Raw genomic sequence first — 18,508 nt, forward strand, 5'->3', positions numbered from 1 at the left:
AGAGCCTGAACATCTCTATCTTACATGGAAAGGTGATTTTTGGGTATAACCCTTTTGACCACCACCCGCATAGCAGGTGGTTTATTGTTTCGCCCGCTTTGCGTGCTCAACAGACTAAAGTCTAAAAAAAAACAGTTCAATGCTCTATTCGCATTGAACTGAATAAGACCAGGCACTCTTCAGCGCTTAGTCTCGCTTGCATCAGTCGATAATTTTTAGTAACAGACTAACGTTTTTTTAATTTTCTCAATCATACTGATCGGACTTTCTATACTTCCAGACTGACACCACTTCCCTGCGGATCCCGGGTAATAACGATCTTCTTGTCGATCTTTTCTTTGAGTTCATCCAGATGGGAAATGATTCCCACCAGGCGGTTTCCTTCTGTCAGGCCGGCCAGAATCTCCATTGCTTTTTCAAGGGATTCGCTGTCCAGGGAGCCGAATCCTTCGTCGATAAACATGGTGTCCAGCTGAACCCCGCCGGCGAAACTCTGGACGATATCAGAAAGGCCCAGGGCAAGCGCCAATGATGCCTTGAACGATTCGCCACCGGACAGGGATTTCACACTTCTTCTTTTTAACGTCCACTTGTCCTCGACATCGATCTCGAGGCCGGATTTGCTCTGGTTGTTGGCGCCGCCGTCTTTTCTCACCAGCGAATACCGGTTGTCTGTCATTGTCCCGAACCGTTTGTTGGCCTCTAAAAGCACCATGTCAAAATAGACACCCTGGACGTATTGCTCAAACGGCAGCTTCTGTTTTCCTCTCAAATCGCCATTGGCTGTATCCGACAGCCTTTTCATTTCGCCAAAGGCGCCTTCCGTTTCTGCCCTTTCTTGCTGCTTTGTTTTCAGGGATGCCAGAATTCCTTCGTTATTCTGGATAACATGTCCGCTTTTTTCCAGTTTATCCTGTATTTGTACCTGCTGTTGCTTCAGCGCTTTCTGATCCTCTTCCAGCGCGGCAATATCCACTTCGGCGCTGCCGTTGATCTGATCTTTCAGGTTTTGAATAGCCTGATTCACCCTGGTGCGTGCTTCGTGATATTGGCTGATCTCCGCTTCGATTCGGTTGATATCATCCGCCGCCAGAATCGCCTTTTCGAAATCGTTCAGATCAGCAAAGCCGCAGCTGGTCAAGCGCGTTTCCAATGCCTCTCTGGCAGCTTCCAGCAACCGGTTCGTTTCTTTTAATCGGTCAGTATCTGCCTTTGCCAGCGCCGATGCTTTGCCGATGCTGTCGCAGACCGACTGATATGCCTGTTGCGCCGCTTCCAATTGATCCTTCATTTTTTGAAGCGCGTCTTGCTTTTGCCCGATTGTCTGTTCGGCGGTCTTTTTGTTTTCATATTTCAGGTTTTCTTGCAGTCCCCTGATCTGGGTGTGCAGCGACGAAACCGCGATGTCGATTCGGGATAATTCTTCTCGGATCGTGTTTACTGCGGCTTCATCCCGATCGTTGCTTTTCTGCAACTTACTCTGTTCTTTCTCCAGATCCTGTTTTTGGGTGCAAAGATCCGTTGCTTTTTTGAGTTTCTTATCGGCCGATGCGATTGTTTTTTGCAATTCGGTTGCCCGGGTTGCAATCATCGTTTCAAGTTCGGACAGTTTTGACGGGATCTCAAGCTTCAATTTCCCGGCGTCTGTTTTAAGCTGTTCCACTTTTCCCTGGTATTCTGTCATTGCGTTATGGCTGGCAACACTGGATTCCTGCCATGCTTCTCTGATTTTTTCCAGTTCTTTTTTATCTTGATTGAGCTTTTCCTGGGACGGCGCAGCAACTGATAGTTGCGCCACATTCGGATGTACAAGTGATCCGCATACGGGGCAGGGGGCATTCTCAGTCAGCTTTTGCGCCAGAATGCCGGCCTGTTCCCCGTAAAAGAGACTTTCTGAACGATCATACGCCTGTTTGAACTGGTTGTACGTTTCTTCCTTATTCACAAAGTCCTTTTTAGTGGTCTTTTGTTTCTTTGAAAGATCGCGGCAGTTTCGCGTCAAATCGTCCAGTTCACCCAGCTTATCTTTTTCTTCCGTCAGCCCTTTTATTTCGTGTTCAAACCCGAGTTTTCTGGTTTCAATGTCTTGCAACTGTTTGAGTTGTTCACAAACAGCCTCCCGCCGTTCTTTATTGGCCTTTAACGAAGCGCTGATTTTAAGGTATTTTTCATCGGCTGCTTTTCTTTTATCTTCAAACCTTTTCAGCTCGGTATTGCTGTTTTCCAGGTTCTCGTAATCCGGCAGGCTTTTTTTAAGTGTCTGTATTTCCGTCGCCAACGCTTCCCGCTGCGGTTCTTCGCTTTTTTGCCGGTCCAATGCCTTTTCCCGATCCTGCTTTATCAGAGTATCGGCAATTATTTTTTCCTGATTTTCTTTAATGCTGCGGTCAAAATCCCGGCCCTGTTTTTCCAGTCGGATCCATTCATCGTGATGCGGTTTTACCTGATAAACCGCCCTTTTACCCAATTCCAGTTTTGTTTTTAAAGCTTCCACCACCTCGGCTTGGCTTGCAAGTTCCGCTGATCGTTCGGTCTCTATTTTAAGACTTCGGATCCACGCATTGATCTGTTTTCCCGTGGTAATTTTCTGGATTTGCTCATTGATCTGCTCGGAAATCCGCTTAACTTCTTCCGACTGCCCCTGTTTTTCCGCTTTGCCATTTGCGACGAGTGTCTCCAGCAGCAGAATGAGCTCAGATAAGCCATTGACGTTGTTTTTCAAATCCTGATACGCCGCATAGTTTTCATCTTCGGCAGCGCAGATAATCCCGTCATTGTACTGAATGATTGCCGCGTTGATCGCCTCCAGCTGCTTGCCCAGGCCGAGCATCTGGTTTTTCAGTTCGCGCTGAATTTTTTCATAAAGCTCAGTCCCGAAAACTTTTCTGAAAATCTCGCCTCTTTCTTTGCTGTCGGCAAACAGCAGTTTTAAGAATTCCCCCTGGGCGATCATCGAAATCTGCTTGAACTGTCGGTGATTGATGCCGAGGATGTCATTTACTTTCTCGGTCACTTCTTTCGTTCCCGCCACGATGCCGCCGTTTGGCAGCAAAATTTCAGCATCCGCATTCTGCGTGGTCGTTTTGCCGGAGTCGCCGCGTTTTACCGGGCGATTATATTTGGGATTTCGCCTGATTTCATAACGCTCGCCCCGATCTTCAAAAATAAGTTTCACGAAAGTCGGCGTTTCCGGCTTGGCAAAATCGCTTCTCAACATGTCTGCGCCGCGGTTCTCGCCACTGACTTCGCCAAACAACGCAAAAGAAATGCCGTCGAAAATCGTCGTTTTCCCGGCGCCGGTCTCCCCGGTTATTAAAAATAATCCGCTGCCATCGAAAGCATCAAAATCAATTTCGACTTCCTGCGAATAGGGGCAGAACGCGCTCATCGTCAGTTTTTTCGGTTTCACAGGCTTCTCCCCTCCATCCGCTCGGCAATTTCGGCAAACAGATTGCTCTGACTCTCTGTCATTTCGATATTATTCTGGTTGACGTAAAAATCGCCAAACAGTTCCAGTGGTGATTTCTGTTTCAAATCTTCCCCGGTCAGTTGGTTCAGATTCAAATTCTCCTGGGTACGCCGGTTGTCAAAATCGAGCAGCATCACAAACGGATAGATCTCGCGAACCTTGCCGATCGCATCGATAATTTCGTCTTCGTCGGTCAGAATGACATGGACATAACAGTCCGCGGATACCGTCTTCAGCGTCTTGCCAGCCATCAGTTCACTCAGTGAACAGCGAATCTCTTTCATGTCTCTCAGCGGATGCAGCTCGATCTGTTTATATGTGAGGTTTCCCTTTTCCTTCAGCTCGATGATGGTGACTGATTTTTTATGCCGGCACTCTGAAAATGAATATTTCAACGGCGACCCGCTGTAACGGACGGTCTCCCGGCCCATCTGCTGTGGCCCGTGGATATGACCCAACGCCACGTAATCAAACCCCGCAAAGGCGGAAACATCCACGTTGTCCATGCCGCCCAGTGACTTGCTTTCCGAATCCGAGCGTTCCGGCGCATTACCGCCGGCGGTAACGAACTGGTGGGCCACCAGAATATTTCTTTCTTCAAAATTTACTGCCGTTTTAGCTAATGCTGCTCTGACGCATTCATCAAAAGAGACACTTTCGATTGAAAGTTTTCGGTTTACAAGCGCCGGTTTTAAATATGGCATCAGGTAAATATGGATTTTTCCATCGTCATCATCCATGGTCACGGCTTTAATTTCTCCATCAAATTGACCGGCAATATGGACCTTGTGTTTTCCCATGATCCGGCTGCCGAAATCCAATCGCTCCGGACTGTCGTGGTTGCCGCTGATGATAAACAGAGGGATATCTTTTGAAGACAGCTCCGTAATGAAATCATCAAAGACGTCCACCGCCTCGGCCGACGGAACCGTTTTATCGTAAATGTCGCCCGCAATGATAACGCCGTTCACTTCCTGTTCTGTTGCGATCTCAATGATCTCACTTAAGATAACCTTTTGGTCTTCCAGCATCGAAAACTCGTTGACGCGTTTTCCAATATGCAGATCCGAAATATGCATGAATTTCATGATTGTCCTTTCTCTGTTGCAATTTTTCAATCTAGAAAAATAAATAAAAAAAAGCACCCTTCTCAAGGTGCTGATTGTATAATATAAAAAAATGGTCGGAGTGAGAGGATTTGAACCTCCGGCCTCATGGTCCCGAACCATGCGCTCTACCAAGCTGAGCCACACCCCGTTATTTTATATCGGCTGCAGTTTCGATTGCAATTCCGACTCATCTATTGTAAACTATAATTAAAAAAATATCAATCCCTTTGGAGGAAAAAAATTATGCACAAAAATAATAAATGGTTTCGTATTGGCGCCCTGGTTCTGGTCGGTGTAATTACAATCAGTATGCTTGCATTATATGCACTCTAAATGAACATTCGGATTATCTCTGTCGGGAAAATCAAAGAGAAATATCTTGAAGCGGCGATTAACGAGTATTCAAAGCGCTTAAGCGCCTATTGCCGGCTGGAAATAATTGCCGTCAAGGATGAAAAGATTCCTGAAAAATCAAGTGAAGCCCAGCTAAACAAGGCTCTGGAATTGGAAGGGAAACGGATTCTTCCCTATATTCGGGAAGATGATATTTTAATCACCCTTGAAATCCGCGGAAAACAGATGGATTCGGTCTCTTTCGCCAAAAAAATCGAGAACTATGGTATTCAGGGGAAAAGCCAGTTCACCTTTGTCATTGGCGGCTCCATCGGGCTCTCTCCCGATATTACCAGCCGCTCTAACTGGCAACTGTCTTTTTCAGAAATGACTTTTCCCCATCAGCTCTTTCGCGTTCTGCTGTTGGAACAAATCTATCGCGCATTCAAAATCATTCGTGGTGAAACCTATCATAAATAGACGTTTCACTTAGAAGTTGTCATAAAGCTCTACCTGTAGGGCGTTTGCAAAACTCCGATGTGATCGTCCGTTGCTGCTATTATCCATGACACGCATGAGATCGGACACTCTAACGAGTGTTCGCCTCAACGCGCATCATAGGATAATGAGCAGCCTCGGACAATTATTGAGATTTTAGTGAAACTATGAATGCGTTTCAAATATTTTTGCAAAAGCCCTTTCCTTAAATTAATTACAAATTCAAAATATAAAGAGGTAAAATATGCCAGATTATGTAGTAAAAGCCACCGCGGGAAACGGGCAGATCCGCGTATTTGCTGCCACAACCCGGGGCATTGTGGAAACTGCCCACACCCTTCATCAGACCAGTCCCGTTGTGACGCAAGCCCTGGGACGGCTTCTCACGGCCGGATCACTGATGGGTTCAATGATGAAAAATGCCGATGAAGTGATGACTTTAAAAATAGCCGGCGATGGACCGCTGAGCGGTCTGTTGGTTACTGCCGATGCCAAAGGCGATGTTAAGGGTTATCCGTATATCAGTGATTTAGCTGATTCATCCGCATCACCGATGTCTGTTTCAGAGGCGATCGGCAAAGGCGCCATCAATATCATGAAAGACATCGGCCTGAAAGAGCCCTACGTCGGTTATGCGCCGCTGGTAAGCGGCGAAATAGCCGAAGACTTAACCTATTATTATGCGCAGTCGGAACAGATTCCCACGTCGATTTCCCTGGGTGTTCTTTTAAATGAAGATGGTTCCGTTAAGCAGGCCGGGGGTTTTATTATTCAACTGATGCCGGACACGGATGATGAGACGATTGACGCCCTTGAACTGGCGCTGTCAAACACGCCTTCCATGACAAAACTCCTGGATGCCGGAAAATCACCGGAAGCAATTATCGAAGCGCTCTTTAAAAACATCGGCTTGAAAATCTCGCAAACCCAGGAGATTCGTTTTTTCTGTGATTGTTCCCGGGACCGTGTCATGAAAGCCCTGTCCGCCATCGGCAAAGCTGATCTGCTCGATATCATTGCCGATCAGGAGGATGTCGAAGTCAATTGTGATTTCTGCCGGGAGAAATATCATTTTTCGGCCGCTGATCTGCAGTCAATCATCGATCTGATTTCAGAGAAAGACATATAAGCGATAACAAAACGAACGTGAGCTTCGCTGCCGGTTTGCGCGAACCAATTTGTACACTGTACGGCGGACAGTCTATCGACTGTTCGCCTACACGTTACCAAATTGGTTGCGAAACCGGCCGTGAAGCAACTTCTGTTAGTATTTTAGCGTTACGTCTATTCCCTAGATAAATCAAGTAAAGAAAGAGGAATAAAATGCCGTTGACAAAACGTTCCAGTGGCGTTCTGATGCATATTTCATCGCTTCCGGGTGATTATGGCATCGGGACATTAGGTGAAGAAGCTCGAAATTTTATTGATCTTCTCGTTAATATGAATTGTACTTACTGGCAAATCCTTCCGACCGGACCAATCGACGACTGCTATTCACCATATAAAAGCACTTCTGCTTTTGCCGGCAATCCGCTCTTGATTGATCCGGCGCTTTTTTTTCAATGGGGTTTGTTATCAACAGAAGAGTTGCAAAACTGCCAGTCGGTTGATTTACCTTATTCCGTCAATTATCACGGTCTTATAAAAAATCGGGAAGCCATCTTCAAGCTCGCTTACGCTCGTCTGAAACCTGAACAGCATAAAAAAATCAGAAGTTATTGTGAAGCCAACGAAGCGTGGCTTCCCGATTTTTCTCTTTACACGGCGCTTGCCGATTTTTTTTCTGAAAACGATTGGACAAAATGGCCGGACCGCGATCTGGTGCTGCGCAAGCCATCGGCCCTTGCTGCTGCCCGGCTAAAATTAAGGGAAGCCATTAATTATCATACTTTTCTCCAGTACGTCTATGCCGAACAGTGGGGCACCCTGAAAGACTATGCCAGCTCAAAGGGGATAAGCATCATCGGCGACCTCCCCATCTATGTCGCGCATGAAAGCGCCGATGTCTGGAGTCATCCTGAACTTTTCCAATTGGACCCCAACGGACGTCCCCTTGCAGTGGCCGGGGTTCCGCCGGACTATTTCTCAAAAAACGGTCAGCTGTGGGGCAATCCACTTTATCGCTGGGACACCATGAAACAAAACGGCTACGCCTGGTGGATGAATCGCATAAAATGCGCATTCTCCGCTTTTGACTACATCCGGATTGATCATTTTCGCGCTTTTTCCGCCTACTGGTCGGTCCCCGCCTCTGAAACCACGGCGATCAAGGGGCGCTGGATCCCCGGTCCGGGGATTGATTTTTTCAAGGCCCTAACTCACCTCTGCCCCCATCCCCCCATTATTGCGGAAGATCTGGGCCTGCAGGATGACGCACTTACCCAGCTGCTTGACCAGACCGGTTTTCCCGGTATGCGGATCATGGCATTCGCCTTTATCGATGATGAAGACAACATCCATCTGCCCCATAACTACAAACCAAACATGGTTGCCTATTCCGGCACGCATGACAACAATCCCCTGTTCAGTTCGATCATCGAGTATACCCCGGAGCAACGAGATTACGCCTTTCGCTATTGCGGCTACACCGATCAATGGGAAAACCAATGGCAGACTGGCGGATTTCAGAGCCCCTCATGCCGGGCATTGATTCGCACGCTCTGGCAAAGTGTCGCCAATCTGGTGATTCTCCCCATCCAGGATATTTGCGGATTCGGCAAAGACACCCGCATGAATGAGCCGGGAACCACCGGTGGCAATTGGACATTTCGGATGACCCGCAAAAACATGTCGCTGATCGATGTCAACTGGATGCAAAAATTGAATGAAACCTACAAACGCAGCTAACAAATTCCCGTTCAAACACCTGTCTGTCTCTGGTAATCAAAATACAGGTAAAATATGGACAAGTGTCCGTAGTCTTCAAACATTTTTTCAATATAACCTTGCAATGAAAGATTGTATTTTGGTATAATAGCAACAGGTAAAAATTAGGAATGAAAAAAAGGAGGAATTTACCATGAAAAAAGCATTATCATTGCTGTTATGTCTGGCACTCGTTGCTACCATGACTGCAGGCTGTTCTGGATCATCTAGCAAATCAGACAGCGACGTTATCAAAGTAGGTGTATTTGAACCATTAACCGGTGCAAATGCTTCCGGCGGAGAATTGGAACTTGAAGGGGTTCAGTTGGCTAACAAAGCCCGCCCTGAAGTATTAGGAAAGAAAGTTGAGCTTGTCACTGCTGATAATAAATCAGACAAGGCTGAAGCGACAACTGCTGCCGCTCGTTTAATTGAGAAAGACAAAGTTTGTGCCATCCTGGGTTCTTGGGGATCTTCGCTTTCCATGGCTGCCGGCGACCTTGTAAAATCAAACAAAGTACCAGCTATTGCTCTTTCTGCAACCAACCCACAGGTTACATTAGGAAATGACTACTATTTCCGTGTTTGTTTCCTTGATCCTTTCCAGGGAACAGTAATGGCCAACTATGCTGCCAAAACTTTGGGTGCTAAAAAAGTTGCCATCGTTCAGGAAGTCTCCAATGACTATTCGGTTGGCTTAGCTAAATTCTTTACCGATGCCTTTACAAAATTAACTGGCGATTCCAGTGCTATTGTTGCTACCGGTAACTACAACACTGGCGACCAGGATTTCAACGGTATTTTAACAAACATCAAAGCAACGAATCCTGATGTCATCTTTGCCCCAGGCAACTACACCGAATCTGCTCTGCTGATCAAACAAGCGCGTGCCCTTGGCATTACCTGCCCAATCATCGGTGGCGATACATGGGAAACCAATGAATTCATCACTGTTGGTGGCGCTGATGTTGAAGGCGCTGTTATGTCAACATTCTTTGACGATACCAACCCACCAACTGAAGCAGGAAAAACAATGGTTACTGCTTACAAAGCTGAATATCCAGACCGCGCCAATGTACCAGCTGTAACCGCTCTTGGTTATGATGGATACATGCTGCTGCTTGATGCCATCGAACGTGCCGGATCTGCAGATCCGCAGGCAATTCGTGATGCTCTGGCTCAGACAAAAGATTTTGAAGGCGCTACCGGCATGATCACCATCAATGAAAACGGCGACGCTGAAAAAGACGGTGCAATTATCAAAGTTGTCAAAGACGGAAAATTCACCTACCTGGATAATGTCACCATTACAAAATAAAACAGAAATACAATGAGATAGTTAAACTTTGAGGGTATTTGTTTTCGGATACCCTCAATTCAATTCAAAAGATAAAATGAGGTTATAATTATGGTCGTCGGAATGACACTTTCAACATTCTTGCAGCAACTCATAAATGGATTATCCCTTGGAAGTTTATACGCCTTGATTGCTATCGGCTACACAATGGTTTATGGTATATTGAAGCTTATCAATTTCGCCCATGGTGATATATTCATGATGGCTGCCTATTTTGCATATTTTGGTATTGCAGTCTTTTTACTGCCCTGGTATGTCACATTTATTATTACAATTCTACTGACGATGGCATTGGGTGCCCTTATCGAGCGCACGGCCTATCGTCCGCTTCGGGAAGCGCCAAAGACATCGCTTTTGATCTCCGCCATCGGTGTTTCATTCTTACTGGAAAATTTAGCTACCTATCTTTTCTCGGGTAAACCTCAGGCTTTCCCTGAATTTCCAGCGATGACAACGCCTATCTTTGTCGGCGGAATATCCATTCAGCCGGTTTCCGTTGCTATCCCAATTGTTGCATTTGTGCTGATGACTGCAATACTCTTTATTATCAACAAAACAAAAGTTGGAATGGCAATGAGAGCTGTCTCTGTCGATTATGATACGGCAAAACTGATGGGTATTAAAATTGATAACGTTATTTCTTCAACCTTTGCATTGGGTTCCGGCCTTGCCGCTGTTGGCGCACTCCTGTGGTGTATGAAATATCCATCGGTACTGCCACTGATGGGCGTTGTACCGGGATTGAAATGCTTTATCGCCGCTGTAATCGGTGGTATCGGAAACGTCAAGGGTGCGGTTATCGGTGGTCTGATCCTCGGATTCTCTGAGGTTCTGATGGTCGCTTTCTTCCCTGCCATGACCGGATATCGGGATGCTGTCGCATTTATTATTCTAATCGTTATTCTTCTGTTTCTTCCCAACGGTATTCTTGGCAAGAAACAAGTCGAAAAGGTTTAAGGGGGGTACCAGAAATGAAAAATACACAAAACAGTTTAGGTACCTACTTAAAAACACACTGGAAAACAGTTGTTTTTTTAATCGTTGTTTTAATTGGCATCGGCATTGCCGACCAGATGGTCAATTCTTTCGTGCGAAGACTGCTTAATTTAAGCGCGATCTATACCATTGTGGCACTGTCGATGAATTTGATTAATGGTTTCACCGGACAGTTTTCTTTGGGCCAGGCCGGTTTTATGGCCATCGGGGCATACACCGTGGCGATCTTCACCGTGCCGGTCGGACTCCGCGCCACCATTTTTTACATGGCGCCGATGGCACCTTTCCTGGCTAATATCCAATTGCCGTTTGTTGTCGCGCTGCTGCTGGGTGGCGTTTTGACCACCATCGTCGCTTTCCTGATCGGTGCGCCCTGTCTTAGACTGCGTGGCGATTACCTGGCGATTGCAACGCTCGGTTTTTCAGAAATCATCCGAATTGTTTTCACGAATACCCAGACGATCACCAATGGTGCGCTTGGTATCAAAAGCATCCCCACCATCAGCAGTCTCTGGTGGACCTTCGGTACGGCAATCATCATCATTATTGCCTGTTTTCTGCTGATCAGTTCCTCCTACGGACGCGCATTCAAGTCCATCCGCGAAGATGAAATCGCTGCTGAAGCCATGGGTGTTGGCTTATTTAAAACGAAGATGACCTCGTTTTTAATCAGTGCCTTTTTCACCGGAATCGGCGGCGGATTATATGCAGCGCTGCTCGGCACCGTGGATCCAAAACAATTCTATTTCACTTTGACCTACAATTTCGTGCTGATTATCGTTCTTGGTGGTATGGGCAGTATTTCAGGAACCATTATTTCCAGTTTTATAGTCACTTTAGGTCAGGAAGCATTGCGTTTTCTTGACGAACCGATGGCCTTCGGCCTCGATCTGCCTATTTTCAAACCCGGTTTGAGAATGGTTGTTTTCTCATTCCTGTTGATGGTTGTTGTTCTCTTCTATCGAAAAGGTCTGATGGGCACCAACGAGCTGACCTGGGATTTCATCGGCCAAAAATACCAGTCCATCAAAGCACGTTTTACTAAAAAAGCGGCATCAACGCAAGGAGGTGACAAATAATGAGTGTTTTAAAAACTGAAAATGTCATCATGCAATTCGGTGGCGTTGTCGCTGTCAATGATCTGAATCTGGACATCCAGAAAGGTGAACTCGCCGCTCTGATCGGCCCTAACGGGGCCGGAAAAACGACGGCATTCAATGTCATCACCGGTGTTTATACGCCAACCAGCGGAACCGTTCATTTTTCACCTACTGATAAATCCGGCAGCGTCAAAGAAGTTGACATCAGCGGAAAACGACCTGATAAAATCACCGCTCTGGGGATTGCGCGAACCTTTCAAAACATTCGTTTGTTCAGCGATCTGTCGGTTCTGGAAAATGTCATGATTGCAACGCACCTGAACATTGATTACAGTTTCCTTTCAGCGATGCTGCGAATGCCAAAAGCACGTAAAGGCGAACGCCTGGCCAAAGAAAAATGCGAGTTTCTACTGGAACGAATGGGGCTGATTGATCTGAAAGCTGAAAAAGCGTCATCGCTTCCCTATGGTCAGCAACGGCATCTGGAAATCGCGCGGGCTCTGGCTACAGATCCACAGCTGTTACTCCTCGATGAGCCGGCAGCCGGAATGAATCCACAGGAAACGGATGAATTGACCGACTTGATATTTAAATTAAAAACCGATTTTGATCTGACTATTTTCATGATCGAACATCATATGGATCTGGTTATGGAGATTTCAGATCATATCTACGTATTGGATTTCGGATGCACCATCGCTCACGGAACACCAGATGAAATTCAGAATGATCAGAAGGTTATTGAAGCATATTTGGGGGTAGACGACGATGTTGAAAATTAGTAATTTAGAAGTCGCATATGGCGGCATTCAGGCCGTCAGGGGGATCGATCTAGAAGTTCCTGAAGGCAGTATCGTCACGCTGATTGGCGCCAATGGCGCCGGAAAAAGCACGACGCTGCGTTCCATCGTCAATCTTGTCAAACCCAAGGCCGGCAGTATCACCTATAATGGTGAAGAACTGATCGGAATGGATACGACTAAAATTGTCGACAAGGGCATCACGCTGGTACCGGAAGGACGTCATGTCTTTCCTGACCTGACGGTTCTTGAAAACCTCAGAATCGGCGCCTATATGCGAAAAGACAGTCTGAAGGAAGATATTCAAGAGATTTATCGTCTTTTCCCCCGTCTGGAAGAACGGTCCTGGCAGATGGCCGGCACCCTTTCCGGTGGTGAACAGCAGATGCTTGCTGTCGGCCGTGCCATGATGAGCCGACCGAAACTGCTGATGATGGATGAACCATCACTGGGACTGGCACCGCTTGTCGTCAAGGGCATTTTCGATATCATCCAAACCTTGAACAACGAAGGTATGACAATCCTCCTGATTGAACAGAACGCCAACTCTGCTTTGAAGATTGCAGATTATGCTTATGTCCTGGAAACTGGTAAAATCACCAAACAGGGCACCGGTAAAGAACTGCTCAATGATGAAAGCATCAAGGAAGCTTATCTCGGAAAAAGCCAACGAAATAAATAAGTCGTAATGATTGCGTTAGTAAAAGGCTCCGGTTATTCTTATGAATAACCGGAGCTTTTTTCATTTACTAAATAATAACTTCGTTCTTGATCGACAACGTGCGGTTAAATACCCGTTTGAATTTTTTCCCGCATTCACTGACGATCATGTTGTCAAACACCGAATGCCCGGTTGTTAACACATGCAGCTGAACTTCTTTGGCCAGGATCACGCAGTCCACTTCTTTGACAACCCCATCCATGCTTCGGTCCAGATATTCGGCAATCTGCAGAAAAAGACTGAGCTGATCGATCAATAAACGATCCGCTTCTTTCAACAGACCTACGTATTCATTGGAAATCTTGATCTTTTTATTGGTGCGGTGATTAAGTGCAATAAAGGCACTCATCAGGATTTCCTTTTGCTCAATCCCCAGCAAGCCGGCATTGAGGATAATATAGAAACTGTGCTCATGGTGGTTGCCGTATTGGATTTTTATGCCGGAATCATGCAGCATGGCACTGGCCTTTTGCATCTTTTCGACATCCTGGGTTATCCCATGCAGCGGTTTCAGCTGTTCAAACAACGATCTGGCAAGTCGCAGCACATGGTAGGCATGCGGAACATTGACATTATAATTCAGCACGATGTCCAGCAACGACAGTTCGAAGATATCATAAACCAGATTGTCCTCATTGTAGCCAAAATAGTCGAAAACTATGCCGTCGCGAATTCCCGCATTGCTGATGATCAGCTCCGGCGAGCCGATGTAGCCCATCACCCGTTCCAGCGTATGACTGGAACCCACAAAAATATCGGTTCTGCCCTTGGAAAGCCCCTTGAGGTTGCTGCGTTCCACTAAATTCATCCCTGCCGCCAGATCGCAGACCTGGCGAACCGCCTCGGCTTTCATGTGATAATTATGGGCAATTTCCATGGGATAATCAATGATATTGCGGTGAATCCGGCCGACATTTCGGATCGTTCCGCCGACTCCGATAACGGGAAATCCTTTTGCTTGCGATAAGATCGGCAATTTTTCAAAAAGTTTATTGAGATAGCGATCCACCGCGTCGATCTTTTCCCCGGTTATTTCATCCGCCAGGTCAAATTCTTCAGACAGATCAACGGAGCCGAATGGCAGGCTGATGGAATCAACTTTTCTGCGCTCCCTGATCAGTACAAATTCGGTGCTGCCGCCGCCGATGTCCATCAGCAAGGCGTCCTTGATCTCCAGCGTATTGACCGCGCCCAGATAATCCATGGCAGCTTCTTTGTCGCCGGAAATAATCTCAACATCCATGCCGATTTTTTCCTTTATTTCCGCCACATAGTCTTTTCCGTTCGCCGCTTTCCTGATCGCAGCCGTTGCCACGGTGATGACCTTTTCAATCCCGTATGCATCACACATGCTCTTAAACATGGCCAATGTTTCCAGGCCAAAATCCATTCGGTCCCGTTGCAGATGCCCGGTTTCCGCCATGCCTTCGCTGAGGCGGACATTGACCTTCACGTCATCAATGACCTGAAAATATTCATTGTTGAAATACTCGCCGATCACCAGATGCACACTATTTGAGCCAATGTCGATAACCCCGATGTTACGTCTTACCACGATTGTTTCCTCCACTATCATTTTTTAAGTCGTGCTGCCTTTTTCGCCGCTGCCAGTTCCGCTTCCGCTTCTTCACAAAAATACTTCTGGCAGGAAAGCAGTTCTTTTCCGCGTTTATCGATCCGCTGATATTCACCGGTTGCCGTCATCAGCCGCGTTTTAATGGTATCCCTTAACGTGATATCGATCACGTGTTTGATTTTATTCTTGAGTTCTTCATCTTCGACCGGGAAAAGCGTTTCAATGCGGCGGTTTAAATTACGTTCCATCCAATCCGCACTGGACAGGAAAATGTCCTCTTTTCCCTGATTGTAGAAATAATAAATACGGCTGTGTTCCAGATAGGTTCCGACGATGCTGTGAACGGTGATATGCTCACTGATCTTTGGAATTCCCGGTATCAGCGAACACATTCCCCGCACAATCAGCTGTATCTCGACGCCCGCCTGAGAGGCCTCATACAATTTGTTGATGATCCCTTCATCGATCAGGGCATTCATTTTGGCAATGATTTTTCCCTTTTCACCCATTTTCACATTTCCGATTTCGCGTTCAATCGCCAGGTAAAAGGCATTTCGCATGGTTTTTGGCGCCACTTCGATTTTTTTCCATAAAGTATAGTGGCTGTAGCCGGAAAGCACATTAAACAGGGTGGACACATCCGAAGCATAGCTTTCTTTGGCCGTGAACATGCCAAAATCCGCATACAGCGCGGCGGTAACATCATTGTAGTTGCCGGTTCCAAGGTGAACATAGCGCCTGATGCCGTCCGATTCTTTGCGGACAACCAGAATCATTTTGCAGTGAATTTTCAAGCCGGCCAATCCGTAAATGACGTGGCAGCCCGCCTTCTCCAGTTTTTTTGCCCAGACAATGTTGTTGGCCTCATCAAAACGGGCCTTGAGTTCGACCATCACCGTCACCTGTTTGCCGTTCTGAGCAGCCTTGATCAGCGCGGCTATAATCGGCGAATCGCCGCTGACGCGATAGAGGGTCTGCTTGATCGCCAGCACATCCGGATCGGATGCGGCGGTGCGGACAAAATCGATCACGGTGTCAAAAGACTGATACGGATGATGCAAAAGCCGGTCCTTTTCACGAATGACTTCAAAAATATCATCCACGCCATAGAATTCACCTGACATCAGGGGGGTATAAGGAGGTTCTCGCAGCTCCTCAAACTCCGGACGGCCATGAAACTTCATGAAGCAGGTCAGATCCAGATTGCCCTTCAGCTCATACAGTTCGTTCTCTTCGATTTCCAGTTCGCTCATCAGCCATTTTTTCATTTTTTTGCTCATGGTCTTTGATACTTCCAGCTTGATGCTGGCACCCCATTTACGCTGCTGAATCGATTTTTCAATTTCGATCAGCAGATCTTCCGCTTCATCCTCGTCAATGGCCAAATCCGCATTTCTGGTAATCCTGAATTCAGCCACCTGCCTGACATCGTATCCGGTAAAGAGCTCCTCGACAAAAGGACTGATTAAATCCTCAATAAAGATATAATACAATTTCTGCGACTCCTTGCTTCTCGGCAAGGCGATAATTCGGTCGAGCACTTTAGGAATTTCAAGTATGGCAATAAATTCTTTTTCTTCCTTATTCTTCATTTCAGTGTCGTGAAGCATGATGCAGAGATAGACCTGGTTGTTTTTGACCAACGGAAATGGCCGGCTGTTGTCAATGGCCTGTGGCGTCAAAACAGGATAGCATTCATGCCGGAAATATTGCAGCGCAAAATCCCGGCCTTCTTCGTCAAGTTCTCCATAATTCTGGAAAAACACATGATTCTGATTCAGTTCCGGCATCAGCGATTTTGACAGGCAGGTATACTGGCGGTCCATCATCTCCTGGGTAATTCTTCTAAGCTCCGCCAGCTGTTCTTTCGGGGTAAAACCATCGATACTTTTCTTGTTGTAACCGACATTGATCTGATCCATAATCCCCGCCATCCGCACCATAAAAAATTCGTCCAGGTTGGATGCGGTGATGGCCAGAAATTTCAGTCGGTCCATAATCAGATTGCCTTTATCGTAGGCCTCTTCCAAAACCCGGTAGTTAAAATCCAGCCAGCTGATCTCACGATTGATGTATAATCTATTCTTCATGACTCTACCCTCTTAATTTTCAAGATTGGCTTAATGCCATAGACTGCTTCCATTGTATTACGACTTACTTTAAAAAAATGCTCTTCCAGCTGGAAATTTTTCGCGGTTGTGACTTCAATCAGTAATTTTTCTTCTTTCAAGCGGCACTGCAGTTTCTGAATTTTCTGCTGGCTGCTTTTGTCCAAAGCAATCGCCAGCTTTAATATCGCGGCGAGTTTTGCAACGACCAACTGCTCCTGATCGTTTTTTAAATAAATGCTCTCCTCAATTGCAATAAAACTGACTCTCACCGCTTCTGCAACCTTCCCCATCAGATCTTTTTCCTTTTGAGTGACGCCGACGATTTCTGTCGTCTCAATAATATTGCAGCTCTGAATCTGATAGTTTTTCCGATTGATAAAAGTACCGACCTCGAGCAGATAACATACTATCGACAAAAGCTGCCGTTCCCGTTTCCCCAGCTGATGATATTTTTTTAGCGAATCAAATATTTTGAGGCTGATCTTTTCAATAAATTCTGAATGATTCGGATTGGTATGGTACTTCACGCCAATAGCCTTCGCCGAATAATAGCTGCCTTCATCGATCCACTCCAGCAGCTGTTGTTTTTTGGTAACCTGGAATTCAAAATCGAGATAGGCGTCACCGATCATCATCGGAATCAGAACAACGGTTTCAACACCGGTTTCCACCAGCAGTTTCAGATAGAGCGCCAGGGTATGATTCAGGGTTTCCGCTTCATACTGGTCCAGAAAAGGATTTTTTTTCATCAGCTGGTTGGCGGTCAGATCCGCTGTTGACTTCCATAATTTTCGGAATTCCCCGGCATTCACGACATAATACTCTTTTTGCTCAGTAAATCCGCACAGCTGAGCGATCACCCCCACCTCATGGGAAGAGATGAAGAGCCGTTTGATCTCTCTTTTTTTAATGTTTTCAACAATATTTTGGGTATAAGTCGAAATGAATTCCGTCAGCAGGGTCTCAAACCGTTCCGAGTTTTCTTCGATGGATTTGAGAATCTCCTTCATTTTCAGATAGCCAAGCTCGGCAGTCTGGTGATAGTCGATGACGCCATTTTTCAGCAACGCCACCGACACATTGCCGCTGGAAATCGCCGCCAGCATCTGCTCTTCCGTATCGTCTCCGGTAATATTAAATGCCGGATTGCATTTTAACACCATATGACGGTAAATCAAATGGATTTCTTCTTCTTTCTCCAGAATTTCGACTTCATAACCACCGGTATTGATCCGGATCTGCTCAAGAATATAAAGCTGATTTTTAGCTTCACGAAGCGCGGTGGTGCCAAATATTTTTATTGATTCCACGGCATAGGCATTGGACATTTCGATATAATCTTTAATCGTCTGGCACAATGCATAGGCTGATTTAAAACTGATCTCACCTTTTGCAAAACTCTGGCTGCCAAAACTGATGGGATAGATTGCCCGGTCCAAAATATTGATGCAGCCTTTTCCCCTTTGTCCAATGATCAGTTCACATCTGCTGGAACCGATATAGATAACTGAAAATCGTTTTATCATAAAATCCCTCCCCATGCTTTCTTTCATTTTATCATAATTCAGATGAA

13 protein-coding genes and 1 tRNA gene are annotated in these 18,508 nt (G+C 46.1%); 8 read left to right on the plus strand and 6 right to left on the minus strand.

Annotated elements, in window-relative coordinates; genetic code table 11:
• Window positions 1-268 precede the first annotated feature (268 nt).
• The 3 genes from GH808_RS06350 to GH808_RS06360 all read right to left on the minus strand — a co-directional run bounded on the left by GH808_RS06350 (window position 269) and on the right by GH808_RS06360 (window position 4,726).
• Window positions 269-3,409 carry an AAA family ATPase gene (locus tag GH808_RS06350; protein ID WP_186841946.1) on the minus strand — a complete coding sequence of 1,047 codons (3,141 nt, stop codon included), beginning with the start codon at window positions 3,407-3,409 and terminating at the stop codon, window positions 269-271.
• A complete protein-coding gene (locus GH808_RS06355; RefSeq protein ID WP_186841947.1) occupies window positions 3,406-4,557 on the minus strand; it encodes an exonuclease SbcCD subunit D in 1,152 nt (383 codons plus the stop codon). Before GH808_RS06355 ends, GH808_RS06350 begins: the two co-directional genes overlap by 4 nt.
• A 92-nt stretch (window positions 4,558-4,649) precedes the next feature.
• Window positions 4,650-4,726: transfer RNA gene (locus GH808_RS06360), tRNA-Pro, on the minus strand.
• 185 nt (window positions 4,727-4,911) lie between these two features.
• Here GH808_RS06360 and rlmH point away from each other — a divergent pair.
• The 8 genes from rlmH to GH808_RS06400 all read left to right on the plus strand — a co-directional run bounded on the left by rlmH (window position 4,912) and on the right by GH808_RS06400 (window position 13,209).
• A complete protein-coding gene (rlmH, locus tag GH808_RS06365) occupies window positions 4,912-5,391 on the plus strand; it encodes a 23S rRNA (pseudouridine(1915)-N(3))-methyltransferase RlmH (RefSeq protein ID WP_186841948.1) in 480 nt (159 codons plus the stop codon).
• Window positions 5,392-5,653: 262 nt separating this feature from the next.
• Window positions 5,654-6,538 (plus strand): Hsp33 family molecular chaperone HslO, encoded by an 885-nt coding sequence (gene hslO / locus GH808_RS06370; RefSeq protein WP_186841949.1) that lies wholly within the window; start codon window positions 5,654-5,656, stop codon window positions 6,536-6,538.
• 194 nt (window positions 6,539-6,732) lie between these two features.
• Window positions 6,733-8,256 carry a 4-alpha-glucanotransferase gene (malQ, locus tag GH808_RS06375; RefSeq protein ID WP_186841950.1) on the plus strand — a complete coding sequence of 508 codons (1,524 nt, stop codon included), beginning with the start codon at window positions 6,733-6,735 and terminating at the stop codon, window positions 8,254-8,256.
• A gap of 172 nt (window positions 8,257-8,428) precedes the next feature.
• Entirely contained in the window at window positions 8,429-9,592 is a 1,164-nt protein-coding gene (locus tag GH808_RS06380) for an ABC transporter substrate-binding protein (protein ID WP_186841951.1), read from the plus strand.
• Window positions 9,593-9,694: 102 nt separating this feature from the next.
• Entirely contained in the window at window positions 9,695-10,588 is an 894-nt protein-coding gene (locus tag GH808_RS06385; RefSeq protein ID WP_186842056.1) for a branched-chain amino acid ABC transporter permease, read from the plus strand.
• Window positions 10,589-10,602: 14 nt separating this feature from the next.
• Window positions 10,603-11,706, plus strand: a complete 1,104-nt coding sequence (locus GH808_RS06390) for a branched-chain amino acid ABC transporter permease (protein WP_186841952.1) — start codon at window positions 10,603-10,605, stop codon at window positions 11,704-11,706.
• Complete coding sequence (locus GH808_RS06395) at window positions 11,706-12,509, plus strand: ABC transporter ATP-binding protein (protein WP_186841953.1); 804 nt, start codon at window positions 11,706-11,708, stop codon at window positions 12,507-12,509. The genes GH808_RS06390 and GH808_RS06395 overlap by 1 nt, the downstream gene beginning before the upstream one ends.
• Window positions 12,496-13,209 carry an ABC transporter ATP-binding protein gene (locus tag GH808_RS06400; RefSeq protein WP_186841954.1) on the plus strand — a complete coding sequence of 238 codons (714 nt, stop codon included), beginning with the start codon at window positions 12,496-12,498 and terminating at the stop codon, window positions 13,207-13,209. Before GH808_RS06395 ends, GH808_RS06400 begins: the two co-directional genes overlap by 14 nt.
• A 67-nt stretch (window positions 13,210-13,276) precedes the next feature.
• Here the strand turns inward: GH808_RS06400 and GH808_RS06405 are convergent, their stop codons facing one another.
• The 3 genes from GH808_RS06405 to GH808_RS06415 are packed head-to-tail and all read right to left on the minus strand — an operon-like array spanning window position 13,277 to window position 18,461.
• Window positions 13,277-14,803 carry a Ppx/GppA phosphatase family protein gene (locus GH808_RS06405; protein WP_186841955.1) on the minus strand — a complete coding sequence of 509 codons (1,527 nt, stop codon included), beginning with the start codon at window positions 14,801-14,803 and terminating at the stop codon, window positions 13,277-13,279.
• 17 nt (window positions 14,804-14,820) lie between these two features.
• Window positions 14,821-16,914 (minus strand): RNA degradosome polyphosphate kinase, encoded by a 2,094-nt coding sequence (locus tag GH808_RS06410; protein ID WP_186841956.1) that lies wholly within the window; start codon window positions 16,912-16,914, stop codon window positions 14,821-14,823.
• Complete coding sequence (locus GH808_RS06415) at window positions 16,911-18,461, minus strand: Ppx/GppA phosphatase family protein (RefSeq protein WP_186841957.1); 1,551 nt, start codon at window positions 18,459-18,461, stop codon at window positions 16,911-16,913. Before GH808_RS06415 ends, GH808_RS06410 begins: the two co-directional genes overlap by 4 nt.
• Window positions 18,462-18,508: the final 47 nt, after the last annotated feature.

The sequence above is a fragment of the Acetobacterium fimetarium genome (assembly GCF_014284475.1).
Classification (GTDB): domain Bacteria; phylum Bacillota; class Clostridia; order Eubacteriales; family Eubacteriaceae; genus Acetobacterium; species Acetobacterium fimetarium.

Coding starts and splice junctions, on each gene's coding strand:
- GH808_RS06355 (WP_186841947.1), bottom strand. CDS start 4,557: ATGAAATTCATGCATATTTCGGATCTGCATATTGGAAAACGCGTCAAC.
- GH808_RS06385 (WP_186842056.1), top strand. CDS start 9,695: ATGACACTTTCAACATTCTTGCAGCAACTCATAAATGGATTATCCCTT.
- GH808_RS06395 (WP_186841953.1), top strand. CDS start 11,706: ATGAGTGTTTTAAAAACTGAAAATGTCATCATGCAATTCGGTGGCGTT.
- GH808_RS06380 (WP_186841951.1), top strand. CDS start 8,429: ATGAAAAAAGCATTATCATTGCTGTTATGTCTGGCACTCGTTGCTACC.
- rlmH (WP_186841948.1), top strand. CDS start 4,912: ATGAACATTCGGATTATCTCTGTCGGGAAAATCAAAGAGAAATATCTT.
- GH808_RS06415 (WP_186841957.1), bottom strand. CDS start 18,461: ATGATAAAACGATTTTCAGTTATCTATATCGGTTCCAGCAGATGTGAA.
- hslO (WP_186841949.1), top strand. CDS start 5,654: ATGCCAGATTATGTAGTAAAAGCCACCGCGGGAAACGGGCAGATCCGC.
- GH808_RS06400 (WP_186841954.1), top strand. CDS start 12,496: ATGTTGAAAATTAGTAATTTAGAAGTCGCATATGGCGGCATTCAGGCC.
- malQ (WP_186841950.1), top strand. CDS start 6,733: ATGCCGTTGACAAAACGTTCCAGTGGCGTTCTGATGCATATTTCATCG.
- GH808_RS06410 (WP_186841956.1), bottom strand. CDS start 16,914: ATGAAGAATAGATTATACATCAATCGTGAGATCAGCTGGCTGGATTTT.
- GH808_RS06390 (WP_186841952.1), top strand. CDS start 10,603: ATGAAAAATACACAAAACAGTTTAGGTACCTACTTAAAAACACACTGG.